Origin of the sequence: Exiguobacterium sp. TDN 0502, assembly GCF_050846835.1 — a bacterium.
Classification (GTDB): Bacteria; Bacillota; Bacilli; order Exiguobacteriales; family Exiguobacteriaceae; genus Exiguobacterium_A.
Genome location: NZ_JBOZGJ010000021.1, coordinates 1 through 26971, shown reverse-complemented (window position 1 = coordinate 26971; position 26971 = coordinate 1). Strand labels below are relative to the sequence as shown.

27 protein-coding genes are annotated in these 26971 nt (G+C 47.6%); 16 read left to right on the top strand and 11 right to left on the bottom strand.

Features of this window, described 5'->3' with window-relative positions:
* Nucleotides 1-247 precede the first annotated feature (247 nt).
* Nucleotides 248-1651 carry a YfcC family protein gene (locus ACRPK8_RS15060; protein WP_432238883.1) on the top strand — a complete coding sequence of 468 codons (1404 nt, stop codon included), beginning with the start codon at nt 248-250 and terminating at the stop codon, nt 1649-1651.
* 101 nt (nt 1652-1752) lie between these two features.
* A complete protein-coding gene (locus ACRPK8_RS15055) occupies nt 1753-2574 on the top strand; it encodes a DUF1028 domain-containing protein (RefSeq protein ID WP_432238882.1) in 822 nt (273 codons plus the stop codon).
* 259 nt (nt 2575-2833) lie between these two features.
* On the opposite strand, the gene ACRPK8_RS15050 is transcribed toward ACRPK8_RS15055, so the two are convergent.
* Nucleotides 2834-4471, bottom strand: a complete 1638-nt coding sequence (locus ACRPK8_RS15050) for a glycosyl hydrolase family 28-related protein (protein WP_432238881.1) — start codon at nt 4469-4471, stop codon at nt 2834-2836.
* A gap of 138 nt (nt 4472-4609) precedes the next feature.
* Here ACRPK8_RS15050 and ACRPK8_RS15045 point away from each other — a divergent pair, with 138 nt between their 5' ends.
* From ACRPK8_RS15045 to ACRPK8_RS15035, 3 genes are all read left to right on the top strand, one after another.
* Entirely contained in the window at nt 4610-5380 is a 771-nt protein-coding gene (locus tag ACRPK8_RS15045) for a hypothetical protein (protein ID WP_432238880.1), read from the top strand.
* Between the two features lie 127 nt (nt 5381-5507).
* Nucleotides 5508-6491, top strand: a complete 984-nt coding sequence (locus ACRPK8_RS15040) for a YhdH/YhfP family quinone oxidoreductase (RefSeq protein WP_432238879.1) — start codon at nt 5508-5510, stop codon at nt 6489-6491.
* Nucleotides 6492-6557: 66 nt separating this feature from the next.
* Nucleotides 6558-7424: a hypothetical protein gene (locus ACRPK8_RS15035; protein ID WP_432238878.1), complete on the top strand. Its 867-nt coding sequence runs from the start codon at nt 6558-6560 to the stop codon at nt 7422-7424.
* A 107-nt stretch (nt 7425-7531) separates the two neighbouring features.
* Here ACRPK8_RS15035 and ACRPK8_RS15030 read toward each other — a convergent pair whose 3' ends face one another.
* The 3 genes from ACRPK8_RS15030 to ACRPK8_RS15020 form a co-directional block, all read right to left on the bottom strand.
* Nucleotides 7532-9067, bottom strand: a complete 1536-nt coding sequence (locus ACRPK8_RS15030; protein WP_432238877.1) for a M4 family metallopeptidase — start codon at nt 9065-9067, stop codon at nt 7532-7534.
* Between the two features lie 172 nt (nt 9068-9239).
* Nucleotides 9240-9671, bottom strand: a complete 432-nt coding sequence (locus tag ACRPK8_RS15025) for a GyrI-like domain-containing protein (protein ID WP_432238876.1) — start codon at nt 9669-9671, stop codon at nt 9240-9242.
* A gap of 19 nt (nt 9672-9690) precedes the next feature.
* Nucleotides 9691-11178 carry an HD domain-containing phosphohydrolase gene (locus ACRPK8_RS15020; protein WP_432238875.1) on the bottom strand — a complete coding sequence of 496 codons (1488 nt, stop codon included), beginning with the start codon at nt 11176-11178 and terminating at the stop codon, nt 9691-9693.
* Between the two features lie 252 nt (nt 11179-11430).
* Between ACRPK8_RS15020 and ACRPK8_RS15015 the strand changes: the two genes are divergently transcribed.
* From ACRPK8_RS15015 to ACRPK8_RS14995, 5 genes are all read left to right on the top strand, one after another.
* The gene (locus ACRPK8_RS15015; RefSeq protein WP_432238874.1) at nt 11431-13815 is read left to right on the top strand and encodes an immune inhibitor A domain-containing protein; all 2385 of its coding nucleotides are present in this window, start codon (nt 11431-11433) and stop codon (nt 13813-13815) included.
* Nucleotides 13816-14088: 273 nt separating this feature from the next.
* The gene (locus tag ACRPK8_RS15010; RefSeq protein WP_023469752.1) at nt 14089-14289 is read left to right on the top strand and encodes a cold-shock protein; all 201 of its coding nucleotides are present in this window, start codon (nt 14089-14091) and stop codon (nt 14287-14289) included.
* A 119-nt stretch (nt 14290-14408) separates the two neighbouring features.
* Nucleotides 14409-15374: a ring-cleaving dioxygenase gene (locus ACRPK8_RS15005; RefSeq protein ID WP_432238873.1), complete on the top strand. Its 966-nt coding sequence runs from the start codon at nt 14409-14411 to the stop codon at nt 15372-15374.
* A 77-nt stretch (nt 15375-15451) separates the two neighbouring features.
* A complete protein-coding gene (locus ACRPK8_RS15000) occupies nt 15452-15751 on the top strand; it encodes a DUF3817 domain-containing protein (RefSeq protein ID WP_432238872.1) in 300 nt (99 codons plus the stop codon).
* 104 nt (nt 15752-15855) lie between these two features.
* Nucleotides 15856-17088 (top strand): DEAD/DEAH box helicase, encoded by a 1233-nt coding sequence (locus tag ACRPK8_RS14995; protein ID WP_432238871.1) that lies wholly within the window; start codon nt 15856-15858, stop codon nt 17086-17088.
* A 58-nt stretch (nt 17089-17146) separates the two neighbouring features.
* On the opposite strand, the gene ACRPK8_RS14990 is transcribed toward ACRPK8_RS14995, so the two are convergent.
* The 3 genes from ACRPK8_RS14990 to ACRPK8_RS14980 form a co-directional block, all read right to left on the bottom strand.
* A complete protein-coding gene (locus tag ACRPK8_RS14990) occupies nt 17147-17560 on the bottom strand; it encodes a DUF2231 domain-containing protein (protein ID WP_432238870.1) in 414 nt (137 codons plus the stop codon).
* A gap of 78 nt (nt 17561-17638) precedes the next feature.
* On the bottom strand, nt 17639-18808 hold the full coding sequence (locus tag ACRPK8_RS14985; protein WP_432238869.1) for a sensor histidine kinase: 1170 nt from the start codon (nt 18806-18808) through the stop codon (nt 17639-17641).
* Nucleotides 18801-19478, bottom strand: coding sequence for a response regulator transcription factor (locus ACRPK8_RS14980; protein ID WP_432238868.1), 678 nt, complete (start codon nt 19476-19478; stop codon nt 18801-18803). Before ACRPK8_RS14980 ends, ACRPK8_RS14985 begins: the two co-directional genes overlap by 8 nt.
* Before the next feature lie 101 nt (nt 19479-19579).
* On the opposite strand from ACRPK8_RS14980, the gene ACRPK8_RS14975 reads away from it, so the two are divergent.
* The 3 genes from ACRPK8_RS14975 to ACRPK8_RS14965 are packed head-to-tail and all read left to right on the top strand — an operon-like array spanning nt 19580 to nt 21350.
* Nucleotides 19580-19888: a hypothetical protein gene (locus ACRPK8_RS14975; protein ID WP_432238867.1), complete on the top strand. Its 309-nt coding sequence runs from the start codon at nt 19580-19582 to the stop codon at nt 19886-19888.
* Nucleotides 19889-19899: 11 nt separating this feature from the next.
* Complete coding sequence (locus ACRPK8_RS14970) at nt 19900-20790, top strand: FAD:protein FMN transferase (RefSeq protein WP_432238866.1); 891 nt, start codon at nt 19900-19902, stop codon at nt 20788-20790.
* A complete protein-coding gene (locus ACRPK8_RS14965; protein WP_432238865.1) occupies nt 20778-21350 on the top strand; it encodes a hypothetical protein in 573 nt (190 codons plus the stop codon). The genes ACRPK8_RS14970 and ACRPK8_RS14965 overlap by 13 nt, the downstream gene beginning before the upstream one ends.
* A 10-nt stretch (nt 21351-21360) precedes the next feature.
* Here the strand turns inward: ACRPK8_RS14965 and ACRPK8_RS14960 are convergent, their stop codons facing one another.
* The 4 genes from ACRPK8_RS14960 to ACRPK8_RS14945 form a co-directional block, all read right to left on the bottom strand.
* Nucleotides 21361-22146 (bottom strand): alpha/beta hydrolase family protein, encoded by a 786-nt coding sequence (locus ACRPK8_RS14960; RefSeq protein WP_432238864.1) that lies wholly within the window; start codon nt 22144-22146, stop codon nt 21361-21363.
* A 129-nt stretch (nt 22147-22275) separates the two neighbouring features.
* A complete protein-coding gene (locus ACRPK8_RS14955; RefSeq protein ID WP_023469741.1) occupies nt 22276-23832 on the bottom strand; it encodes an ABC-F family ATP-binding cassette domain-containing protein in 1557 nt (518 codons plus the stop codon).
* A 31-nt stretch (nt 23833-23863) separates the two neighbouring features.
* Nucleotides 23864-24037, bottom strand: a complete 174-nt coding sequence (locus ACRPK8_RS14950) for a hypothetical protein (RefSeq protein ID WP_023469740.1) — start codon at nt 24035-24037, stop codon at nt 23864-23866.
* Between the two features lie 86 nt (nt 24038-24123).
* Nucleotides 24124-24567 (bottom strand): hypothetical protein, encoded by a 444-nt coding sequence (locus tag ACRPK8_RS14945; RefSeq protein ID WP_432238863.1) that lies wholly within the window; start codon nt 24565-24567, stop codon nt 24124-24126.
* 147 nt (nt 24568-24714) lie between these two features.
* Here ACRPK8_RS14945 and ACRPK8_RS14940 point away from each other — a divergent pair, with 147 nt between their 5' ends.
* The 3 genes from ACRPK8_RS14940 to ACRPK8_RS14930 are packed head-to-tail and all read left to right on the top strand — an operon-like array spanning nt 24715 to nt 26896.
* Nucleotides 24715-25044: a hypothetical protein gene (locus tag ACRPK8_RS14940; protein WP_432238884.1), complete on the top strand. Its 330-nt coding sequence runs from the start codon at nt 24715-24717 to the stop codon at nt 25042-25044.
* The gene (locus tag ACRPK8_RS14935; protein WP_432238862.1) at nt 25041-26264 is read left to right on the top strand and encodes a glutathionylspermidine synthase family protein; all 1224 of its coding nucleotides are present in this window, start codon (nt 25041-25043) and stop codon (nt 26262-26264) included. Before ACRPK8_RS14940 ends, ACRPK8_RS14935 begins: the two co-directional genes overlap by 4 nt.
* On the top strand, nt 26261-26896 hold the full coding sequence (locus tag ACRPK8_RS14930) for an NAD(P)H-binding protein (RefSeq protein ID WP_432238861.1): 636 nt from the start codon (nt 26261-26263) through the stop codon (nt 26894-26896). Before ACRPK8_RS14935 ends, ACRPK8_RS14930 begins: the two co-directional genes overlap by 4 nt.
* Nucleotides 26897-26971: the final 75 nt, after the last annotated feature.

Here is a 26971-nt window from a genome sequence, read left to right as displayed (position 1 = left end):
AAGAAGGAATTGCACATCCCTGAGTGATGGCAATTCCTTCTTCTCGTTAAATTCAACTAGTTATGTCCCAGCCTCTTCCTTTTTTATGTTTCCTACGGCATCGATGTGCAGACCGCCGCATTGTAGTGAGATTTTACCGGCAGTGTTCCACTTTTCTTTTACAATCCGATGACATTTCATTGAAACTGTTAGTTTTTCCCTGAATAGGGCATTATTCTTATAAAGACACAAAAAAGGAGGCAGTATCATGAATGAACGAACAGAATCACCAGAGTCGAAACGATCATTCTTCAAGATGCCTCATACATATGCCATCATCATGGCAATTCTCGTTATTTCAGTCATCTTGACGTACACACTTCCAGCGGGTCAATTCGATCGTGAAAAACAAGACGGTCAGACGGTCGTCATCGATGGTACATATCGTGCAGTAGAGTCTGCACCTGTCAATCTCTTCGGATTATTCGAAGCGATTCCTCAAGGAATGGAAGCAGGCGCTGCCATCATCTTTTACATTTTCTTAGTCGGAGGTGTTTTTGGGATCATCCGTCAAACCGGTGCGATCGAAGCAGGAATCAACCAGCTGATTCGCCGGTTCGGTCAAAAGGGACATATCATGATCCCGATGACGATGTTCGTCTTCTCCATTGCCGGTGCAACGATCGGAATGGCGGAGGAAACGATCATCTTCGTTCCAATCGGGATCATGCTGGCACGCGCACTCGGATATGATGCGATGACAGGAGCAGCAATCGTCAGTCTAGGGGCGGCTGTCGGATTTGCCGGTGGAATGTTGAATCCGTTTACGGTAGGTGTCGCTCAATCGATTGCCGAGGTTCCTCTCTTTAGTGGAATCGGATACCGAACAGCTGTTTATATCGTCTTTTTGGTCGTAACGATTCTCTATGTCATGAATTACGCGCGCAGAGTCAAACACGATCCGAAACGGAGTCTTGTTTATGAGTTGGAACAAAGTCGTGCGGAAGAGGCAGCAACGACGATTTCACGCTTTTCAAAACGCCATGCCTTCGTATTACTCGTTTTAATCGGCGGTATCACATTGAATGTGATTGGAATTTTTGAGTGGGGCTGGTATTTGACGGAATTAACCGCCTCATTCCTGATCATCGGTATGATTGCGGGAATCGTTACGCTTGGTGTCAATGGAACATTTGAGGGCTTGATTGATGGCGCAAAAGCTGTGACATTCGGGGCATTGATCGTGGGATTTGCCCGTGCGATTGTCGTTATTTTGGAAGAAGGACGGGTCATCGATACGGTGATTTACGGCTTATCGAATGCTGTAGGTCATTTACCGACTGTTTTGGCTGTCATCGGAATGTATGTCGTGCAACTGATTACGAATTTCTTCATTCCGTCTGGAAGCGGACAGGCGGCAACGACGATGCCGATCATGGCACCTTTATCCGATTTACTCGGAATTGAACGACAAGTGGCTGTTTTGGCATTTCAATATGGCGATGGATTAACGAATATGATTTTCCCGACGAGCGCCCATTTGATGGCATTTCTCGCGATTGCAGGAATTCCTTATGAACAATGGCTCCGATTCGTCTGGAAGCTTTTCGCAATCTGGATTACGCTGGCATGCGCTGCTTTACTACTAGCCGTAACGCTTGGTATTCAATGATGATAGGAACCTTTCATGCGGACGTATGGAAGGTTTTTTGATTGCAGGAATCGGGAACCATTATCACGAACGGATAGAGAATGACTAAAGGGGGAACTGAAGTGACATATTCAATCGTCGGTTATTGTGAAAAAGAACAGGCTTGGGGCGTTGCCGTGCAATCCAAGTTTTTGGCAGTCGGAAGTGCTGTTCCGTTTGCGAAAGCAGGAGTCGGTGCCGTAGCGACCCAATCGTTCGCGAACACGACATACGGTCCGGAAGGGTTACGGATGATTGAGCAAGGTGTCTCGGCAGACGAAGTCATTCGTCGACTGACGGAAGCAGACGCAGGGCGGGCGGATCGTCAGGTTGGGGTCATCGATGCAAGTGGTAAGAGTGCAACTTTTACGGGAGAAGGATGTAACGACTGGGCAGGCGGCATCGCCGGAAAACATTTTGCGGCACAAGGTAATATTCTTGTTGATGGCAATACGGTCAAAGAGATGGCACGTGTCTTTGAATCGACACAAGGTCCGCTCGCAGAACGGTTATTGCGTGCGTTAGCAGCTGGGCAAGCAGCAGGCGGAGACTCGCGCGGAATGCAATCGGCGGCATTACTCGTCGTCAAGGAAGGTGGCGGATACGGCGGATTTAATGACCGATACATTGATTTGCGCGTTGACGATCATCCGAGTCCAATCGAGGAGCTGGAACGGATCTATCAACTGCATACACTTTACTTGCAACCGAGTAAACCAGAGGAAATCAAGCCGATTGATGATGCACTTGAATCAGAGTTGATGGATAAATTATTAGCGCTTGGTTACCGGGGTGATTTTGAAGAAGCCTTCCGGACGTACCTGCATACGGAAAACTTCGAAATGCGCGAACAAGCGGATCGTGCCATTGATACACGCGTCCTTGCATACATCCGCTCACAATGAAAACAACGAGGCTGACTCAAAAAAGAATGACGCGTTTCACGCCACTCCTACAGGAAAAAGCGCATCTTTGCGCTGTCAGAGACGAACAAGACCCGTTTTCCTGCTTGAATAAAGCAGGAAAACGGGCTTGTGTCTCGCCTGAGGAAAGGGCGTGAAAAGACGCGTCATTCTTTTTGTTATGAGATCAGGATGGCAGCACATCATTCTGCCACCCTGACCTTTGTGGAAACTGACTTTTGAGTCAACCCCGTTGTTTTTGTTATGCTTGCGTCGACCGGGCGCGAATCGGGACCTTGAATCCGGTCGCGATGAAGCGCTCCATCTCGGGTTCCGATTTGGCGTTCAAGCCAACTGTTCCGTCTCCTTTTAGAGCTACGTTCGTCAGCTTCACGTGGGTGATATCAGGACCGATCGTAATCCCGTGTTTAGCGGAGTCCTCGATTCGAATGTCACGGAGGCATATATCCTCTGCACCGTTTTCTCCGCCAAAGATTTGAATATCCGTTTTGGCTTGTCGGAATCCACTCATTTTCAACTGACTGATCGTGACATTCCGTGCCTTATATTGAATCCCGATCATCGGTTGCTCCTGGTAATCATAATACGGGTCACCGAGCACCGTAAAATCATGAATGACGACATTACGGTACGCCGAAACGACGAGCGCACGCGGTTTTGAATTCGCATAGAGTTCTGTGTATTGAGGGGTCTGGGCAATCAAACGCGTTGCGATGATATTATAAGCCGTCTGAGACATCGGATCAGTTGCTTGATGGTGTCCGATATGTCGGAAATTAAAAGCACGGTGATCATCAATCGATAGGTGACCGACGATTTTGACGGTTGACGCAGCTGACGACGTTGCATGTGCCTTGATTTCAAGTCCGCCGAAGCAACGGCTGGTCGCATTATTGAATAGCCAGACATCACGCGATCCGTCGTCGATTTCGATGCCGTTCGAGTTGGAGAAACCTTTCGCATGGGTCCGTCCGCTCGGGTCATGCATGAAGCAGTTCGAGATGAAGAGATGATCACTATGATGGGTCGTAATCCCGTCATCGCCAAATCCGGAACCAGTCAATCCATCGAACCAGATGAACGAACTGCTCAAATTCGCTCGAGCTCCGTCCCCGTTGTAATTGTAATACGGTGTCGAAATATCAAAACAGTGGAGTCCTGGGTTGATTGCTTCGACGTCAAAGACCCAACCATAGGTGACATGCGCGTAGGTGAGACAGCTGGAGTGGTTGCCCCATGTGCTACTTTTCTTCGCGTCCCCGATGCGCTTGATGTTCCAGTCGAGCGTCATGTTTTCAACGAGCAGGTGATGATTGCCGAGGAGGTAATTTTGGTTTGTCACGAGACGACGGCCTTTCGGTGCGTTATCGTGCATCTTTAAGATCGTCTTCCCTTTGCCGGCTCCCGTTAAGATCGTATAACTAGGCAAACGGATCCCTCGTACGACATACGTACCAGCCGGAACGTGTACCTGTCGATGTCCATCACCGAGTGCGTCGATGAAGGCTTGTGTATCATCCGTTTGACCATCTCCGACGGCTCCGTAGTTCGAGACATCAACGACTTCGACGTCGCTGATCAAACGTTCGAACTCATGATTCAGTCGACCGAACCAACTCGGTCGAATCTCATCACGTGGTGTGACGAAAGCCGGTGTCAGCGGTAAGATATGTTTATCGCGGTTCGTCAAAAATAATGGTGAAATCATCGAACGAAGCGTTCGGCTGAGGTTAGGGTCGCGTCGTGGTGCAACGAATGCACTGTCGTGTAGCAATTGTTCCGCTTGTCGAATGGCCTGTTCATTGGTTGACGTTTCCACATATTCCTGAATCAACGCCGCATTTTGATATGGATCATGCGTGTGATCGAGTTTTAACATGACATAGTTCCCCTCTCTGAATAGGTCTGTCTACCTTTTCCCCTCTCCTTGCACAATCATTCCTCGTTTTAAGACATCCATAAAAATACACATCAACAATTTAAATGGATTATAATGGATTTTAAAGGGGGTCTTCTGATGTCACTTCGTAAACGACTTGTGATGGGGATCGGGCTGATTTTGTTGATCTTAGGAATCGGTAAGCCACTGGCAGAAGCGGTTGTCCAAGCAGTGAAGCCAAAAGTTCAGATGTCTGTGATCGAAACGAATGGATCGTGTAAACCGAACTGCAATAAAAACGGTAAGCTAATCCATATTCCGTTTCTTTCGTGGTTGCCTAAAAAGCAGATGAAGAATGATGAAGATTTACGTGTTTGGGACACGAATGAAAAGCCGAAGAAGCAGAAAGACCTCAAACCGAAAAAGAAACAGAATAAGCTCATCACGGAAGGAGTTAAAAACGCCGAGCGAGGTACGAACGAAAAAAGGGGATCGTCCTCATCAATGTTACTGGTGAGCCTGCTTGTTCTGCCTCTAGGAATAATAGGCTATATCGTTTGGCGGAAACGTCGAACGATCAAGAAACAGGACGACGCATCCATAAGAACGGACATCTCGTTACAGCTTCCGCACAACGATTTTGTTTCAGCAGAGAAACGAATCGATCTGCCAGATGCCTGGATTCGAAAGCAACTGATTCAGTTCAATCAGATACTCCCGGTTCGTTTACGGCGGCACGATACCGAAACGTTTCAAGAATGGTGCCTGCGGATCGGATTTCAACCTTCGCACCTTTTAATAAAAGCCTACCTCTTGGAACGGTATACCGAAAGCACCTCTATGATATCGGAAATGGATAAACAAACGATTCAGGGAGAGTTCGGAGCCTTTGTCCACCGGTTTGATTAAAGTCTGTAGAAACTGGATACTTTTTTTATACGTATGCCTTGTCTTTTCATCGGAAAGAGCAGGGCTTTTTAGTGTGTTGATGGAAGCAACAGGGTATAAAGAAGCAGAAGTAGAGAGGAGAGACATCATGAATCATACTTTTTCAGCATTTGTCGTACGAGAAGTGAACGGGAACTATGAAGGAAAGGTTGAGACGAAACGCGTCGGAGAATTGCCGGAGGGTGACGTCCTGATCCGTGTCACGCACTCCTGTGTTAACTATAAGGATGCTTTATCGATGTCTGGTAATCGTGGGGTGACAAAATCTTATCCGCATACACCAGGCGTGGATGCGGCGGGGTACATCGAACAAACGACGGATGAACGATTTCATACCGGTCAAGCCGTCGTCGTCAATGGCTTTGATTTTGGAATGAACACATCAGGGGGATTCCAAGAATACATACGTGTACCAGCCGAATGGGTGACGCCACTTCCAGAAGCAATTTCTCCATTAGAAGCGATGCGACACGGAACGGCAGGCTTGACGGCGGCACAATCGATTGATGAACTGTCACGGCTCGTCTCAAAAGACGATGGACCGATTCTTGTGACGGGAGCCACGGGTGGTGTCGGTACGATTGCAATCGCCTTACTGATTCGATTAGGCTACACGGTACACGCCGTGACTGGGAAACGAGCAGAACGAGACCGGTTACTTAAAAAAGGCGTGGTTGAGGTAATAGACCGCGCTATGTTCTTAGAAGAAACGGACCGTCCATTAAAAAAAGGAACGTATGGCGGTGTGATTGATACGGTAGGCGGTCCGTTACTCGCGTCCGTCATTCGTTTTGTCCACTATGGCGGTGTCGTGACGACATGTGGAAACGTCGGTGGGGCAGAGATGACGTTGACGGTCTATCCGTTCATCCTACGTGGGGTCCGGTTGATTGGAATCGATGCGGTCCAAACACCGATTGCTTATCGTCAAGCATTATGGCAACGTCTAGCGAAGGAGTGGAAAGTCGATCTTGCGTCAGAAACCGATGTCAAAGCACTAAACGACTTACCGGAAATCGCAGAAGCCTTGTTGACTTCTCGTCATCGTGGTCGAACTGTCATCGAAATTTAAATCTTTCGAGTAAACATTGGTGGTATAGTGGGAAAAACTGTGTCGATTTTTCAGGAGGAACCATACATGAGTGAACACCAACAAGAACAAGAACGGCAGTCTCGGAAGGAACGACGAAAACAAAAGCGCAATCGTCGGGGAATCGCCTTCGGCGGCATTCTCGCGACGGTATTCATCGTCGGTGGTTGGGTGTATATGTTAACGAATAACGATGCGTCGAAAGCCACATCTACGCTTGAGACGCCGAAAATGACGGATCAAGCAACGAAAAACGACGAGTCAAAGAAAGAGACAGCGGCGACAAAGGATAAAAAAGAAGCAAAAACAGAGAAGAAGAAAGCAAAGAAAAAAGATGCAGAGTATGAACAAGCAGCTTGGGTGACACGACCGTTCGCGAATGTCTATCGTGACGCCAGTCGGAGTAGTGTCATCTATAAAGCCGATTTAGGGGATGTCTATGAGGTGCTAGACGCAAAAGATGGCATGGTTCACCTGAAACTGAACGATAGTATTGAAGGGTATTTGCCGGAGAGTGAGGTCCGACTTGAAGCACCAAAGGGTACGTCAGACAAAGCAGTCCTTACGGCACTCGCGCAAGCAGTTGCCAATCAACCGATTGATCAGCCGGAGCAATATCTCGGAAAACCGGTAGCAGACTTTGAAGCAAAATATGGAGCAATCGGTAATACACAACAGGATGCCGTCAATACGTATTATTTCTCGAATGCCGGATATCTGCTCGTCGTCTCGGACGGGATCATCGAAGCGATTGACTGGACGAATGCTTCGGCGAGCGGACTATCGACTTTAGGAGAACCTGTCGTTGATACGAGCTACGGAACGTGGTACGAAGGAGAATCCGTACAACTGAAAGTATTCCCGGATAACGGAAAGATGCGTTTGCGTCTTGCCCGTGATCCTGGACAAGAATGAAAAAGAGACGGATTCGCTTCAAGCGGATCCGTCTTTTGTATACATCAAAAACCTCCCGAGTCCGACACTCGGGAGGAAAGATGAAAATCCTTTGGGAGGAGATTTTCTTAGTAGACGCCTACAGCATCAAATGATTTCGCTGCAGCTGTTGCTTCTGCACTTGTTGAACCGTAAAGGTCTTTTGCCGATTGAACGACTGCTGCGCGAAGGGAGCTGAAGTTCGAGTTCGGAGTCAAGTAGACGTTAAGTGCACGGTAGTAGATCGCACCGAGTTTCGGTACGCCGACACCTGTGACAGTGACGCCGTAGTGTGTTCCACCGTTACCGAGGAGGTAAGCGGCTTTGTTGACGATACCAGAGTTCGTGTGGACACCACCGTTATCTTGTGTACCTGTGTAGCGTTTTGAGTAGTGATCCGGATCGCCGTAAGCAGCTGGGTTCGACATCGAACGGAGTGCGTCACCGCTGATTCCAGGCGTGTAGATGTCTTCCCCTACGAGCCAGTCGAAGTTCGATCCGACTGTGTATTCAGCGACCGTACCCATGATATCCGATACTGCTTCGTTGATTGCACCCGATTCGTTTTGGTAAACGAGACCAGCTGTGTATTCTGTGACAGCGTGCGTCAATTCGTGCGCGACGACGTCAAGTGCGCCTGAGAGGTACGTGAATGTTGAACCGTCTCCGTCACCGTAGACCATCTTCGTTCCATCCCAGAATGCGTTGTTGTAGCTTGTTGAATAGTGGACAGATGAGTTCAAGGCAGCACCTGCGTTGTCGAAACTGTTACGACCATATGTGTTTTTGTAGAAGTCATATGTTTTCGCAGCGTTGACGTGTGCACTGACGGCAGCGCGGTCATATGTCGTGTTGAACTTGTTATCGAGGTCAGCCCAAAGTGAACCTGGAAGTGTGTTGCGGTTTTTCGCATCATACGTGTAGATTCCTTTACCGCGTGTTGAATCTTGAAGATAGTAGTATGAACCACTCTTTACTGTGTTGAACGTTGCGCTTGTACCAAGAACCGTTGTTCCTGTACCAACAGTATTCGTACCTGTGACAGTGTTGACTGGTTTTGCATGCGCAAGCTGGTCAAATTTGTTAAGTACTTTTCCTGAATTTGCATCGATGAAGTATGTCCAGCGTGATGGCTCTTTGCCTGCGAGGACCGTCGATGTGACTTTATAGGCATAGACGGCATCATCTTTTACTGGATAGATGACGAGTTCTGCTTTTGGAGCGACTTCGAATTCAGAAGCCTTGATTGCTTTTTGATAGAGTTTGATCGCTTTCTTCTCAGAAAGGGTTGCTTTCTTCGCGAGACCCGGTTTTCCTTTGACGTTGATCGCATCGTTTACGACTGCTTTCAAAGTACCGTCTTTCGCGACGTTCCCGACGACGACACTACCAAAGACAGGGACGCCATCCACTTCTTGTTGGAGACGTACGATCTGTGAAGATCCGTCTTTTTCGACATTCTGAACAGCAAAGTCACCTTTTTTGTTCACGAAGTCTTTAACGATCGTAGCTGCTGGTTCTGATGAAGCTTTCGTGAGTTTACCAGCTTGAAGACCTTCTGCACCTACGACTGTAGGAACAACAAGTACACTTGCGACAAGCGATGTAGCGAGAAACTTTTTCAAAATAAATCGCCTCCTTGTTTGGGTTGAGTCTAACTATGCCAAAGAATCAGGAAAGCGAGAATAAGTCATTTGAATTAAATAGAATTTTCTGAATATAGTCCGTAGTACCTGGACTGAATTATTAAGTGTAAAAGATATTAAGTGACAAAAAAGAACCATTCAAGAGAATGGTTCAGCGAATGCGTTGATAAAGATGATGAACGTCGTCTCGCGTCTCATCAATCTTGAAGTCATGGGGATCCAGTTCGATTCCTTGTTTTGAGGCAAAGCGTTGAATCTTCTCGAAGGACTTCCAAATTTCGATATCGGGTCCTTCATGCTTCCAAAAGACATAACGTGCAGCCGGAATCCGGTGACCTTTCATCCCTTTTGGAATATCATCAAGCGATGAGACCGGATACCCGACGCATTGCGAGTATTTCGTACCATTTCGTTCGAGAGAAATATCGAGCGGATAGCTGTCCGGTGTTGCGGGAATCTCATGTGAACGTCTTGAAAATTCACGCCAGAGTTCCGGCATCAACGTATGCAGTTCGTTTTCTTCACACGTCAGTCCAAGACCGACGAAATAAAATTCATGACGTTCCACGATTTTAGGATGCATGAGAAACTCCTTTCCGTACTTATGACACGTCTTCGATCGGCGAACGTTTCAAGTCTAGAAAAAGACGCGTAAAGGTGGCGTCCCATTGTGTACCCATGCCCTCTTCTAAGATGGATAACGCTTTCTCCACCGGCATTCCCTTACGATAGGGACGGTCGGATGTCATCGCATCATAGGCATCAGCAATCGCCATGATCCGACCGAAGAGTGGAATGTCCTCTCCTGCGAGACCTTCCGGATACCCCTTTCCGTCATAGCGTTCGTGATGGTACTTTACCCCAGGAAGAATCGGTTGTAACGTCTTTGGCAGCTGAACTTGCGATAGAATGTGCACACCGATGACAGGATGTTGCTGGATGACCTGAAATTCTTCATCGGTGAGGCGTCCTTCTTTTAACAACACGTCGTCTCGAATCCCGATTTTCCCGATATCGTGCAATAGTGCTGATTTGCGCAATAACTCGATTTGTTCATTCGGTAGATGGGCAGCGGTAGCGATTTCGACGGAATAGACAGAGACACGAAGCGAGTGTCCGGCCGTGTAAGGATCACGGGCATCGAGTGTTGCAGCAAATAACGTAAACAGGCTGTCGAGCAATTGTTCATTTTGTTCATCGCGCTTTTTGATTCCCTCCATCATCAGGTTAAAACCGGAGACAAGGTGAGAAAATTCGTCCGAATACGGATTTGGTAACGAGACGAGGCGATTGTTTTCGACATCTTGAATTCCTTGTTGAAGGGTAGCAATCGGTTTACGGATGTTTTCATAGAGAAGAAGACTACAAAACGTCGCAACGGATAAGATGACGATTAAAATAAGCGTGGCCCAACTCCAGTAAGAGCGAAGACTTTCGTTTTCCGTAAGCTGGACAGCTGAGGCGAGGATGAATAGCATGATTGGAAAAACACCGATGATCAGTGTACTAATGAGCATTTTTTGTCGTAACGTGACGACCGTCGTTTTTCTGGGAAAATCAAGTCCGTGTTCAAACGCGTACTTTTCTAACGTCAGGAGCATATGCTCCGTAACACGATAAGTGAGAAAAAATTCAATCAGAGCATGTAAAATCGCAACGAGGACAGCACCGAAACAGGCAAGACCGATCAAATAGTATGGCATCTGTAACCATCCTCTAGAGATGGCGAGTGCCGTCAGTAGGGATGAGGGAATTGAAAGCCCTAAAAAGTGGGGGCCCATGATGCGCTTTACAGTCAATACCGGAAAACGATGGGTCGTTCGATAAGCCTCTTGAAAAGAGGCGAGCGAAGGAAGATCGTTTTTGAAAAAGCGGCGTAAGGAAGCGACATGCCGGGAGTAGACGATATACTCCAGCAAAAACATCAGGCTGATAGACACAGTCATGATACCGATTAAAATCAATTGCTCTATCCCAGTGAAGGTAAGTGTCTCGAAAATGAATAGGCATCCAACACCAAATACGGCGACGAAGGAACCGATCAGATAGTTTCGAAGTAGGTGACGTTCAAAATGTTGTAAAGCGTTCATCGTATCCTCCTTTTGGTGAATCAGAGTGCCTTCAGCGTACCGCTTTCTAAAACAACGAGAGTGTGATTTTTTGAAAAAGAGGTGAAAGAATCTCTTGAAAATCTTTTCAAAATAATACCTGAAAATAGGTATAGTCATAAAGCCCTAATTATCTTAAAAAAGATTGATTAAGGAAGTAAAATAAATTAAGATTTGAATATTCAGAAAAGTGTAATTCTCTTATACTTTTCACTACATAGGGGGTCAATTCACGTGGGAAAAAAGAAACAGCTTAGCTTAGCCGTGCTATCAGGAATCACGGCAGCTGCGTTTGCTGTTGGTCCGGTCTTACCTGGTGGGCAGGTAACGTCCGTACAAGCAGCAGAAAAAGCAGCAACTGGCGCACCAATGGATTTGAATACGGTCGATCAGGATCGACTCGTGAAAGTACTTGAGAAACGTGGGGTCATCTCAAAAGCAGCATCTGCAGCTGCAAAACAACAAGCCGTCCAAAAGTATCTGGATAAAAAGGCGAACGGCAAACCAGAAGCTGATCATGAACATCAGACGAACAAAGAAGCAGCGTTTGACAAAAAAACAAAAGATTTCTTAACGAAGCAAAAAGATCAATTGGCTAAACAATTGAAGAAAAAACACGATAACTACAAAAAAGGTAATCCGAATGGCTTCGTCAAAGTTGATAAAGCGAAACAGGCAGCCTACAACGGAGCAACACGGACGGATAAGGTCCTCGTTCTCCTCGTCGAGTATAGCGACTTCAAGCATAACAATGTCGTACAAGAGCCTGGATATATGTATTCAGACGACTTCAACCAAAAGCATTATCAAGATCTCATGTTCGGAGATAAGGAATTCGAACTCTTCAACGGAGACAAAGTGAAGACGTTCAAACAATATTATGAAGAGCAATCAGGTGGGAGTTATTCCGTTGACGGGAAGGTCTCGAACTGGTTGACCGTTCCTGGAACAGCAAAAGATTATGGTGCTGATAGTCCTGTAAGTGGGAATGATAACCTTCCTGGAGCAAAAGGACCACGTGGTCTTGTTAAAGATTCACTGAATGCTGCTGTCAAAGCAGGTATCAACTTAGCAGACTATGATCAATTCGATCAGTATGATATGGATGGCGACGGTAACTTGAACGAGCCGGATGGTCTCGTCGATCACTTGATGATCATTCACGCGGGTACTGGACAAGAAGCAGGTGGCGGAACACTTGGTGATGACGCGATCTGGTCGCACCGTTGGACACTCGGTAACGTGTATCCTGTAGCGGATACGACAGCAAGCGTCAACTACTGGGGCGGAAAAATGGCTGCGTACGATTACACGGTCCAACCAGAAGATGGCGCAGTCGGTGTCTTCGCACATGAATTTGGTCATGACCTCGGACTGCCGGATGAGTACGATACACAGTACACAGGTCAAGGTGAGCCAATCGCTTCATGGTCCATCATGAGTGGTGGTAGCTGGAACGGTAACGTCGCGGGAACAGAGCCGACAAGTTTCTCACCACAAAACAAGGAATTCTTCCAAAACGTGATGGGTGGAAACTGGGCAAACATCCGGACGATCGACTTTGATTCGCTCACGAAAGCGGGAACAGCATCGTATCTCGATCAGAGTGTCACGAAATCGAAAAATCCTGGTATCATCAAGGTCAACTTACCGAAAAAACCGGTAAAAGGTATCACACCGGCTTACGGTAAAAAGTATTACTACAGTACGAAAGGTGACGATTTGCATACGTCGATGACATCACCGGAGTTCGATTTGACGAATGCAAAAGAAGCGAAGTTCGACTTCAAGGCTTACTATGATGTTGAATTCGATTACGATTACTTGACGGTCACAGCGACAGCTGACGGTCAATCAAAAGTCATCGATACGATCGGTGATCAAGATACAGACGGCGATCAGCGTGCTGAATCAACGAAAGGCGCATGGGTTGATAAATCGTATGACCTAAGCGAATTTGCTGGTAAGAAAGTCACGTTGAAATTCGAATACGTCACAGATGGTGGACTTGCACTAGACGGATTTGCACTGGATAACGCGAAGTTGACAGTGGACGGTAAAGTCGTCTTTGAAGACGACGCGGAAGGTACACCGAAGTTCACGCTTGACGGATTCGTCACTTCAGACGGGTTCTCTTACGCAGATAACGCGTACTACCTCGAATGGCGCAACTATGCAGGCTCGGATAAAGCACTCGAGCATGCACGTGGTGTCAAGTACAACACAGGTCTTGTCATTTGGTACGGCGACTCAAGCTTCAACGATAACTGGGTCGGTGTTCACCCGGGTGAAGGATTCCTCGGAGTCGTTGACTCACATCCTGAAGCGATCGTCGGAACACTAAACGGTAAACCGGTCACGACAGGAAGCACACGTTACCAAATCGCAGATGCTGCATTCAGTTATGATAAAGCACCTGCATGGCTCATCGATTCGCCATCACGCGGACTCTACGACTATAAAGGTCTTCCAGGTGTGACGAAGTTCGATGATTCGAAATCGTACATCAACCAGTTGATTCCGGATGCAGGGAAGCTGCTTCCGAACAACGGATTGAAAATTCAAGTCATCGGTGAAGCAAAAGACAACTCCGCTGGAGCAGTCTGGATCCACCGTTAAGAACAAAAGAACAGGTTCAGTTTCGGCTGAACCTGTTTTTGTTTCAGTTTCGTAGAAGAAGTGGAATCAATTGGAAAAACATTGGTCTGACAACTTGACTTTTAAAGCGCATCCATTCTATACTTGCGTTAGCTTAATATTGTTATTGTCATTACGGATTCACATCGTGTCACGAACAATCTTTTCGTTGCTCCATGTATTTCGGGACAATAATGAATTCCTTTCATATGCATAGCATATGTATTAAGTAATTTATTTTTGGAGGTTGTTCCCATGAACACAGGTAAAGTAAAATGGTTTAACGCAGAAAAAGGTTTCGGTTTCATCGAAGTTGAAGGCGGAGAAGACGTATTCGTACATTTCTCAGCAATCACTGGTGAAGGCTTCAAAACGCTTGACGAAGGTCAAGAAGTTGAGTTCGAAATCACTGAAGGCGCACGTGGAGCACAAGCTGCTAACGTCGTAAAACTTTAATTTCAACTATTCAATCGTCCCTTTTCGGAGGGACGGTTTTTTATTAGAGTAATATCTTGAATTCAAGATATTACTGCGTTATACTTCAACTACCAAATCATTTACAGGGAGTGACGACGATGGAATTACTCGGAATTCACCACGTATCAATCTTAACAGGCATGGCAGAACGGAATTATCACTTTTATACACAAGTACTCGGAATGCGTCTGATCAAAAAGACCGTCAATCAGGATGATACGACATCGTATCATTTGTTTTATGGTGATGCAGAAGGAAATCCGGGAACCGATCTAACCTTCTTCGATATTCCGCATCTTGGAACGGGTGTACCGGGAGCTTCGAGCATCTCTTCGACATCTCTCCGTGTCAAAACAACGGCTTCCCTTCAGTTTTGGCAGAAACGGTTTAAAGAAAAAGAGGTGGACCACGACGAAATCGTCGAGCGGGCAGGTCGCCAAACACTCGCTTTTCGTGACCAGGAAGGAACACGTCTGATTCTTGTCGCGGAAGATGGTGAGGAGGGCGTCGCAGGTGGTGTCCCATGGCCGCAAGAAGAGATTCCGTCTGAGCACGCGATCGTCGGACTGGGAGCCGTGACGTTGACGGTCAACGATCCGACACTAACTGTCCGTGTGCTAACGGAAGTCATGGGGTTCCGGAACGTTGGCAAGTATCCCTCTTTAGCAGGTGACTTTGCTCCGATCGAAGTCTATGCGACGGGAGAAGGTGGTATCGGTGCTGAAGTCCACGTCGAGACGCGTCCGGATCTTGACCGGGAACGCCTAGGTCGTGGTGGTGTGCATCATGTCGCATTTCGGGTACCGAATAGTGATGAGTATGAGAAGTGGGTCGAACGCTTGAATGCGTATCACTTACCGAACTCCGGTAAAGTCGATCGTCACTACTTCCAAGCGCTTTATTTCCGAGAGCCGAATCATATCTTATTTGAACTGTCGACGGACACGCCAGGGTTCGCGACGGATGAGTCGGTCGAAACGTTAGGCGAGACGCTTGCATTACCACCGTTTCTCGAACCGAAGCGGGCCGCCATTGAAGCACGATTGCGACCACTCGAAATCTGACAATCCTGTGACACAGGTCACATATGGTAGTCCATCCCGTATACTAAGAGCAGGAATCAGGAAAAAGGAGTGACGGGATGTTAAAAACGACGCTTGGGCAATTCCGAATGATTGCGATATTAGAAGGAATCTCATTTTTAGTCTTACTGTTGATTGCGATGCCGTTGAAATATATGGCGGATATTCCACAAGCGGTTTCTGTAGTCGGGGCATTACATGGTGTCTTATTCGTCATGTACGCGGTCTGGCTCGCCGTTGTGAAATTCAAATACGATTGGTCGATCGTCAAGGCGGGTATTGCGTTCATCGCATCGTTCATCCCGTTTGGCACGTTTGTACTCGACCGGAAGCTAAAACAGGAAGCACCAAACGCGTAAATTGTGTATACTGAATAGAGTACGGCTGTGGATAACTGTTTTTGTCTATGCGAAGCAGGTTATCCACAGCTTTTTTCTGTGGATAATTTTTAGGAGGATATATCATGTCAACATTTGAAACATTACACATCGGTGACCTATGGATAAAAAAATTACAAAAACAAGGCATCAAGGAGCCGACACCGATTCAAGAGCAGGCGATACCGTCATTACTGGACGGACGCGACTTGATTGGGCAGGCGCAAACCGGAACAGGGAAGACATTAGCGTTTCTCTTACCAATCCTTGAGCAAATTGATGTCGAATCACAAACGGTACAAGCATTGATCGTCGCACCGACACGCGAACTTGCGCGTCAAATTGCCGATGAGACCCACAAACTGATTCGCAACACGGAACAATACCGTGCACTTGCTGTATATGGCGGACAGGACGTCTTTAAACAGATTCAACGTCTCGGTCGGATGCCACAAATCATCATCGGGACACCGGGACGGATTCTTGATCATGTCGGTCGCGGTACACTCGACTTAAGTGAATTACGGACCCTCGTCTTAGATGAGGCGGACCAAATGCTGCAAATCGGTTTCTTGCCAGAAATTGAAGATATCATCGAAGCAGCACCTGTTGATCGTCAATTCGTCATGTTATCCGCAACGATGCCACCTAAAGTAGAGGAGCTGGCGAAAACGTATTTGCGTAACCCAGTCGAGGTACAGGTGGAAGCGGAAAGTATTACGGTAGAAGCGATCGAACAGTTCGTCGTCGAGACGACGGATCGCCGCAAACAAGCGACACTACGGACGATGCTCGACGAGATGCGTCCGTATGCAGCGATCATTTTCTGCCGTACGCAACGGCGCGTCAGTAAATTGAACGAAGAACTGCAGATGCAAGGCTATCCGACGGATGAATTGCATGGCGGCTTGACGCAAGGGAAAAGGGAAAAGGCGATGGCGAAGTTCTATCAAGGAAAAACACAGTTCCTGATTGCGACAGATGTTGCTTCCCGTGGACTCGACGTAACGGGCGTCACACATGTCTTCAACTACGATTTACCGGAAGATGCGGAAAGTTATGTTCACCGGATCGGTCGGACCGGACGTGCCGGGAACGACGGGATTGCCGTTTCGATCGTGACACCAAAAGATGGTCGGACGTTCCGAGATATGGAACGGGAATTGAACATCTCGGTCACACCAATCGTCGTCGAACTATCGGAAGAGGCGATTCGCGCACAGCACGACCAAAGTAAAGGATCTCGGAAAACGACGGAGGGACGTGGAAATACACGTCGTTCGAACAACCGTCGTCCGGGACGTGCACATCGTAAATGAAAAGATATAAACAAGGGTCAGTCCGTTCTCTGAAAAGAGATCCGGTCTGACCCTTGTTTCATTTTGCATATACCATCTGACCACCGAGATGTCCGGTATAAGCAAGCAATGCGCTACCGACGATTGCGACAACGAAGCTGAGTAACACGAACATTTTTTTGTTCGAGCGGTAACCCAACAAAAGAAATAACAGCGAGACACCAAAGGCAACAAGACTGAATAACGCGAAATGCTCATGATTTTCGATGGCAGCATGCGTAGCAGCACTTAAGTTGCCTCGTGCATACTCTTCTGCTCCGTCTCCTGAAAGATAGGCGATGACGCCAGAAATCAGACCCACGACCAACGTAAAGAGGGAGAACAGTTTGAATCGTGTCCATTTCAGACTGACGAGTAGTAAGATCGTCGCAAATAATAAAAGGGCAATGGGTGCGTGGACAAGAAGCGGGTGAAGCGGTACATTTCCTAACATCTAAAAAACCTCCTTGGATAAGTATGGTAAGCATACGTTCACTTTACCCAGCTTATCTGACAGTTAACTGACATCGGTTTAAAGAGTAGGGAAATGGATGATAAAGCGGGTTCCTTCACCCGGTGTCGAATCAACGGAAATTCTGCCACCATGCTGCTCGACAATCGATTGTGCAATCGATAATCCGAGCCCGGTTCCGGTACCATGACGCGAATGATCGCCGCGATAGAAGCGTTCGAAAATTTTTGTCTGTTGTGCGGTAGGGATGCCGATTCCATGGTCACGGATCATCAATTGCCGTTCCGTAGCTACCTGATCCAACGATACGTGGATCGTATCATCACTGTAGACGAGCGCATTTTCAAGAAACACTGTCAGTAGGCGATTCAGTTGATAGGCATCTCCCTTCATTTGAAGATTCGGTGTAATCGATGTTTCAATGACTCGATTCGGATAGGCGTGCTGGAAACGCTCAATCGTCTTTTGGACGAGATTACTGAGATCGAGCCCTTGCTTAGGAGAAGGTTGACCTTCACGCGCAAGTAACAGTAAATCAGCGACTAAATGTTGCATTCCTGCGGTTTCCGCCTTGATATCTTCGAGAATCGTTCGTCCTTCGGCAGAGAGCGGTTCCGATTCGAGTAGTTCGGCACCGCTGTAGACGATCGTCAACGGTGTGCGGAGCTCATGTGAAGCATCCGATGTGAACCGGCGCTGACGATCAAACGCTTGCTGGACGGGAACGACAGCTCTTCCGGCGAGCCAATATCCAATCAGTGTCAACACAAGCGTTGCAAAAACGGCGATACTCGCAAGAACGGCGATCAAGCGTTGAAGTGTGTCAGCAGTTGCGGACACATCCTTCAGGAGTAAGACTTTCCCTTCGTCGGTATCACGTTGATAGACGAGGAAATGGTGGTCATCGACTTTGAGATCCGCGGTCTCCTCCCCGGAGTCACGGATGGTGCGAAGTGCCTTTCGTGAGATGTCGTCGGGTAGACTCGCGTAGCGTTCTTGTCCGGAAGCATCGAGTAATTGAAAATAAACAGGATTTCGGATGAGACGATCTTCCCCGTGTTCAATCCGTTCAAAAAGATCTCGATTGGAGACGCTTTTTAATTGGTTCAGTTCCATTTGATTGAGTAACTGTGCGTTCGTCACATAGACCCCGATCAGGATGACTAACAAGACAAGAAAAAAAGAGATACTAAATAGCAACGTTAATCGTTTACGGATGGCTTCAAGCATTCGGGTCACCCAATCGATAGCCGAATCCGCGGACCGTCCGAATTAAATTCGGTGCCCCTGCAGCATCGAGTTTTTTGCGCACAAGACGTACCAACGCATCGAGTGCATTATCGGTCACATCGGCTCCAATCCCCCAAACGATTTCGATGATCAATTCCCGACCCATGACTTGTTCTGGGCGTCGAAGCAAGAGCGATAAGAATTCGAACTCACGACGTGTCAAATCGAGTCGGTGCTGGTTGTAGGAGATGGTTTGTGACGGGACGTCAAGGATGAGTCCATGAAACGAAAGTGTCGACACAAAGGCTTTTTGCTGACGGCGACTAAGGGCACGTAAGCGAGCTAAGAGTTCATTAGACTGAAACGGTTTGACTAAGTAATCATCAGCTCCGCTGTCGAGCCCGTGAATGAGATCAATTTCTGTATCCCGAGCCGTCAGCATCAAAATGCCCCCTTCGAATTGCTCCTGACGCAAGGTAGCCGCTACTTCAACGCCACTTTTTCGCGGCATCATCCAGTCGAGAATCAATAAGTCGTAGCGGTATGTTTGGCATTGAAGAAGTGCCTCTGCCCCATCCTGCGCAACATCCACCTGGTATCCTGCTCGCTCCAAGTGAAGTCGTAACATTTTTGCCAGCCGCTGATCGTCTTCTGCTACCAAAACACGCATGAACATCCCTCCTGTTTTTTTCTCATTATCCCATAGTTGGCGTCAGTTAGTTGTCAGTTTTTTTCGATACAGTAGACATAACAAGAGAGGAGAGGAAACAGATGAAACCAAAACCATTTGCAAAATGGCTTGTCGGCCTCAGCAGTTCCGTCTTCATTGGACTTGCGATCGGTCAATTAAGTGTCAGTTCGAACGATTCCTCGACGACACCGGTCTCTTCCGGAGATACGTATTCGAATGATGCGACACTACCATCTCAAGGAAATCAATATAGCGATGATGAAGGGGAATACGGCGAAGAAGATGGCTATTATTCGGACGACGATGATGGATATTGGCAGGGAGATGAGTCATCCGGGTTCAGTCAACCGGGAGGATCAAGTGACGGTCGCTCCAGTCATTCGAGGTAAGGGGGAGGACGATGGAACGGCAACTGTATGCGATGCATAATCAGGTCCGAGTCGTAACGGACCAGCCGATGGATGATGCAGAATGGAAAGAACTAGTTCGATTTTTTAATTATGTCGATCGGCAGTGGTCACGCTTCGATGAGCAAAGTGAAGTCAGTCGATTGAATCGATTACAGATTGGTGAAACACGATCTGTCTCGCTACCTTTAGCACGGTTGCTTGCGCGTGCTACACGATATTTCGAACAGACAGAACGCTATTTTTCTCCATTTTTACTCGCACAGCAACAAGCGAACGGGTATCGGCAATCATTTCCCTTCACGCAAGCTGTTGCTTACGAAGAAGCGGCACCACCAGAAATCGCTCCGTTCATCATTGAAGGATGCGACGTGACACGTGTCGGAGGCGGATTCATCGATTTAGGAGGAATCGGTAAGGGCGCTGCTGCCATGCTCGCCGCACAGCAGCTACGAAAAACCTGGGATCGAGGTTTGATCGAAGCAGGAGGCGACGTGATTGTGTGGTCGACAGGAAAACCATGGAACATCACGATTACACATCCGGAAACGGAACAACGTGTCGCAGACATTCAATTACGACAAGGCGCCGTCGCGACATCAAATCGTATCTACCGATCATGGAAGGTCGGGGAACGAACCAATCATCACTTACTCGATGGGCGGACAGGACGACCTGCTACTAGTTCCTTACTTCAGGTGACGGCATCTGCTCCACAACTTTATGAAGCCGAAGTCATGACGAAACTTGCCTTTCAGATGACGGAAGCAGAGCGACAGGATAAACTATTCCGCTGGTTTCCGAAAGGACAACTACTGCTGTTGACGACTACAGGAGAATGGCGGAGTGAACGGAAAGGAGAAAGCGGCATATGGACTGGGTGAAATGGTTATTCTCGACATGGACGATGATTCGGTTGAGTGGATTGAGCGGGCACTTCTTCATGACGGTTTCGGTTCTTGCAGGATTGCTCGGTTCCTATCCGGCACTCAAAAAACAAAAAGCCCGATTACATCATGTCCATTTATACAGCGGTTGGGCCGGATTACTCGCCATCGTGCTCCACGCGACACTCATTGTCGTCGATACGTACGCTCCACTGACGATTTTTGAGGTGTTGATTCCAGGACAAGCGTCTTATGAACCGCTTTGGAATGCGTTTGGGACGATTAGTCTCTACTTATTCGGGTTTGTTCTCGTGACTTCGGATTTCTTAAAAGAGACGTTAGGCAAGACGTTATGGAAATTGACACACTGGCTTGTCTTACCTGCCTGGTTGTTGATGACGGCACATGGTCTTTTCATCGGTACGGATACGGGAAGCCTGTTTGCGACGATTTGGTACGCTGTCTCGACGCTAACGATGTTTACCCTCGTCCTGTACCGGATGCGGATCCGTCCTGCGCGGCGGACATCAGCAAAAGAACGCTCAGTTGCACGCTGAGCGTTCTTTTTCATTGTCGCGCGAGCCAAGCCGTCCATTCGTTAAAGGCGGTGTCCCGGTTGTCGATATAATTGTGATCACTGTCGACGATCGCTTCGTCAAATGGACTGTCGGATTGCAACAAGTCATGGTGAAGTGCTTTGATCGATGTTTCGTCGCGCTCTGATGTCATGAGTAACATCGAGCGATCAGCTAAACGTTCTTTTAGCGTCAGTAAGTTCCACGTCGTATGATGCTGTTTTAACTCATCGAGTAACACGTCAGCAACAGCGCCATTAAGGAAAGCAGCGCCTCGCTCGAGGACTCCGTGAAGAGCCGCTTCGTATTCCGGATGTTCAAGGACGAGTTGACCGACGAGCCCAAAATTAAACGGAGAAATGCCGACATAATGTGCAGCTTCTGGTGTCTCGGCAAAGGCATGCAGACCGGCGAAGCCCCCCATGCTATGACCGACGACAGTAATCTGATCTGCCTGGATGCCATGTGCGGTAGTGAACGATTCAGAGCAGACGTAACGTAATGTCGCCGTCGCATCTTCCAAAACATGCCGGAATCGGAATGTTCCAGGACTACCAATCGTTCCCCGATACGAGGTGACGAGCACATGATATCCCATGCTTTGCAGTTGTACGGCCCAGTCCATGTTCAACTGTTTCCCGGGAAATCCGTGGAAGAGGACGATTAGTGGAGCATCCGCTGTATGTTCCGGTGAATAAAGGCGGGCAATCAACTGTTCCGAACCACCGCTTGGAACATGTAGATAGGACAGTGTTGCTTTTTTCGTGATCGTTTCCAAAAAAACACGCTCCTTCATAACCATTTTCTAAGTCCTAGTGTGCGGGAAGACGTACAATCATGCAATGATTAAGTGTATGAACTAAAAAGATGGGATACCCTTCTGGGCATCCCATCTTTTTAGCGTGACTTAGAATACTTTTGTCGTCCACGATTCACAGTTCCATAAGTCTGTTGCAACTGCTTCATAGAATTCTGGTTCGTGGGAGATCAATAGGACGGTTCCCTTGTATTCCTGTAACGCACGTTTTAATTCTTCTTTTGCTTCGACGTCCAAGTGGTTCGTCGGCTCATCGAGTACGAGAATGTTCGATTCCGTATTCATCAATTTACAAAGACGGACTTTCGCTTTTTCCCCACCGCTGAGCACTTCGATTTTCGATTCGATGTGTTTTGTCATCAGACCACACTTCGCGAGCATAGCGCGAACTTGTTGCTGTGTCAGAGACGGGAACGTATTCCAAATCTCTTCGATGCACGTATTCGAATTCTTCTCTTTGACTTCTTGTTCGAAGTACCCGATGTGCAGGTTTTCTCCCCGCTCAACGACACCCGAGACAGCGGGAATTTCACCAAGCAAACTCTTCAGCAACGTCGATTTCCCGATTCCGTTCGCACCGTGCAACGCAATCTTCTGCCCACGTTCGATCGTCAGATCAAGCGGACGCGAGAGTGGCTCATCGTATCCGATGACGAGACCTTTTGCTTCGAACATCAACTTACTTGGTGTCCGTGCCTGGAGGAAGTGGAACTCTGGTTTTGGACGCTCTTGCGCAAGTTCGATGACATCCATCTTATCGAGCTTCTTCTGACGCGACATCGCCATGTTCCGTGTCGAGACACGCGCCTTGTTCCGGGCGACGAAGTCCTTCAACTCGGAGATTTCCTGCTGTTGACGCTTGAATGCAGACTCGAGTTGCTTTTTCTTTGCTTCGTGGATCGTGACGAAGTTATCGTAGTCGCCGACATAACGATTCAATTCTTGATTTTCCATATGATAGATCAAGTTGATGACACTGTTGAGGAATGGAATATCGTGCGAAATCAAGATGAACGCATTCTCATACTCATTCAAGTACCGTTTCAGCCATTCGATGTGCTGGACATCGAGATAGTTGGTCGGCTCATCGAGTAGCAGAATATCTGGTTTTTCAAGGAGGAGTTTGGCCAGCAGGATTTTCGTCCGCTGCCCGCCGCTGAGCTCCTGTACATCCCGGTCGAGTCCGATCTCATCAAGCCCAAGACCGCGGGCGATTTCTTCGACTTTTGCATCAATCGTATAGAAGTCATTGTTTGTCAGAATGTCTTGCAAGACGCCGACTTCTTCGAGCATCTTTTCGAGTTCTTCTGGTTCGACTTCCCCCATTTTTCCGTACAAATCATTGATTTCCTGTTCGATGTCGAACATGTACTGGAATGCGCCTTTAAGCGCATCCCGAATCGTCAGTCCTTTTTCAAGAACAGCGTGCTGATCCAAATAACCGACGCGTACATGCTTCGCCCATTCGACTTTTCCTTCATCCGGCTCTAGTTGCGACGTAATGATATTCATGAACGTCGATTTTCCCTCACCGTTCGCACCGACGAGACCGATGTGCTCGCCTTTTAACAGGCGGAAGGAGACATTTTCGAAAATGGCGCGGTCACCGAATCCGTGACTTAAGTTAGATACCGTTAAAATACTCATAATTACTCCTTATTTCATGAATTCCTGTGGATTAGACGCCTGTCCGTTTTTTCTGGTTATTTGCTTTTTTCGTCTGTTGACTTGTCAATTGTTTCGTTTGTGTTCCTTGTAAGCCAGTCGGACGTTTCGTTTGCGCCTGTTTTTTTGCTTTCAAGCGCTCAATCATTGCTTCTTGCAATGAGAGTTTTTTTGGTTGTTCACTCATGTTCGTTCACCTCGATTGATTCGTTCTTACCTTCTAGTATGCCAAAAAAAACGTCTCTTGGAAATGAAGAGACTTGATTTTACGTCTCAAAGCGTATCGGCAAGATAGACGACGTAACAATTCCGGTCAATATCGATTTCGCAGCTGTCGCGTTCGAAAATGCCGTGCCCCTCGACTTCGATTTTATCCTTGATTAAAAAACGCATCGCCTGGACATGGTTCGGAACCGTTGCTGTTTTTAAGAGCGGTTGCGCGCTGTCTGACAGATACTGTCTGAACTCAATGTGGATTTGATGAGGTGGATAAACCCGTTCTTCCGTCGCAAGCGGTGATGCTTTGATGTGGTCAACGATCAACTGATCATATTCACCTGCCATCTCATTGGAACGGAGTTCGTATTGGTGTCCTTCGATGATATGAAATTCACAGAGTTGATGCGCGATGATTTCTTCCGGTTCGATCGCATAATGATCATATTGATAAATCGGTTGGAATTCACCATTTTCTTCAACATAATAGGCAAGTGACATGCGTAAATCCTCCTTTTTGTTCTATAGGTACTATTACCACGCTCAAGGAAAAAAAGTTCCGGCAGAACAAAGAAACTTTTCTCTTCGAAAAAGCGTATACTATCCATAACGAGAGCAAAAAGAAAGGGGACTGAGACGGTGAGTTGGATGAAACAAGCGACATTGGCTGCGACACTGTTACTCGGAACGACATTGAGCGGGTGCGGTTCAGATGATGCACGAGCGGAACGACCGGATGACCCGGACTGTGATGATTATGAATATGACAATGAAGAAGGCGTCTGGTACTGTGACGATGACTCGTCGCGGCATTCGGGATTCTTCTACTGGGGAGGCAGTTACTACGCCTCGCGTGCCTTGATGCATAGTGCAATGCGATCAAAAGGGTATACCCCGAAATCAAATAAGGTGAAAAGCTATAATACGAAGACGAAAGGATTCGGAACGGGCTCTTCTTCCGGATTTTTCGGCGGATGAACGAGCGGCAGGCTTTTTATGGGGACATTGACCGCTTTTGGGATGTGCTAGACGGGGAGCCATACGCTGTAACGGAAATCATGCCAGTCTCCGAAGAACGGATCCATCAGCTGCATGCTGCTGCGGGGGAAGTGTACCGGATATTTGAAAAAGTGCTTCCGATTCTACGCGAGATGGATGATCAAGCTTTGCAAGAGTTAGGTTTTCCTTTGGAGAGCCTTGCCTTTTTACGACTTGAGACGATGCGACCGTTGACCGTCATCGGACGGTTTGATTTCATTGCGACGGCTGACCGTATTTCACTCATGGAATGGAATGCCGATACGCCGACCTTCATCAAGGAAGTGTTCGAAGTCAATGATGTCGTAGCGGTGAAGCAAGGTTTTAAAAAGGTGAATGACGGGGAAAATAAATGGCTTAAGGCGGCTGTACGCCGAGCAATCGAAGCGGCGATGCATCGGACGAAGGAGCAGCCACATGTCGTCTTTACCTCGCACGGCGATCATATCGAGGATCGCTTGACAGCAGAGTACTTGCAGTCGTTTTGGACGGGTGCTGCCTATTGTCCGCTTCATGATCTTGAGATTCGTCCAGAGGAAGGATTGTACGATGACACCGGTCGAAGAATCGATATTTTATATCGGCAGACCTTTCCGATTGAGATGGCCTTACTCGACCGAGATGAAGCAGGTCGGAATTTAGGACAGTTGCTTTTGCAACTCGTAGAGATGGGAAAATTAGAAATCATCAACCCGCCGTCTGCTTTTTTGATGCAGGCAAAATCGATCCTTGCATTGATTTGGATGTTGCATGAGTCCGAGCATCCATATTTAACGTCTACCGATCACGCGACGATTGCACGATATTTTTTACCGACCTACTTATCGGCAGAACCTTTTAGGATCAGTCGACAACCGTACGTGAAAAAGCCGATTTTTGGACGTGAAGGAGATACCGTGACGATCCATAACGGAGAAGGAGACGTCTGGCTACGGAACGAGCAGCACACGTTTCAGGATCAGCCAGCTGTCTATCAGGCATACCGGGAGTTGCCGGTGTATCATCTAAAAGAAGAAGGAGAAGTCGCCTATATGTATGGCGTCTTCGTCTTAGGGGGAAGACCGAGTGCGATTGGGGTACGCGCCGGTGAACGGATTACCGGAAATCGTTCGTACTTCGTACCCATCGGTCAACAGCAAGAAAGAGGGGGATACACATGAAAGCTGCTATTTTAGGAGCATCTGGACTCGTCGGACAAGAACTCGTCGATCGCTTATTAGCAGAAGACGCCTATAGCGAAGTACATGTTCTCGTCCGCCGTCCGATGCACCGTTTTCATCCGAAACTCGAAGAATGGGTCATTGATTTTGATCGTGTGACAGAAATCGAACTGCCCGTCGTTGATCACGTTTATTGTGCCCTGGGCACGACGATTAAACAGGCAGGATCACAAGAAGCATTTCGTGTAGTAGATTATTCCTATCCAGTTGAACTCGGTCGTGAACTGCTGGATCTGGGAGCGACACGATTCGCCTTGGTATCCGCACTTGGTGCTCATCCGAATGCTAAAACGTTCTATAACCGAGTAAAAGGGGACACGGAGAACGGGTTGCGTGTACTCGGATATGATGCTTTGTTGATTTTCCGCCCTTCATTATTACTAGGAGATCGTGACGAGTTTCGATTGGGGGAACAAGCTGCCGCAAAAATCTCGACAGTCTTGCGACCCTTACTGAAACGAAGCGCGATCGCCCCGATTGAAGCAGGACAGGTCGCGACGGCGATGATCCGTGAAACATTACATGCACCGCCTGGTATTACGATCATTGAATCGAAACAGATGCAATCTTGAGGCTGGGACATAACTAGTTGAATTTAACGAGAAGAAGGAATTGCCATCACTCAGGGATGTGCAATTCCTTCTTTT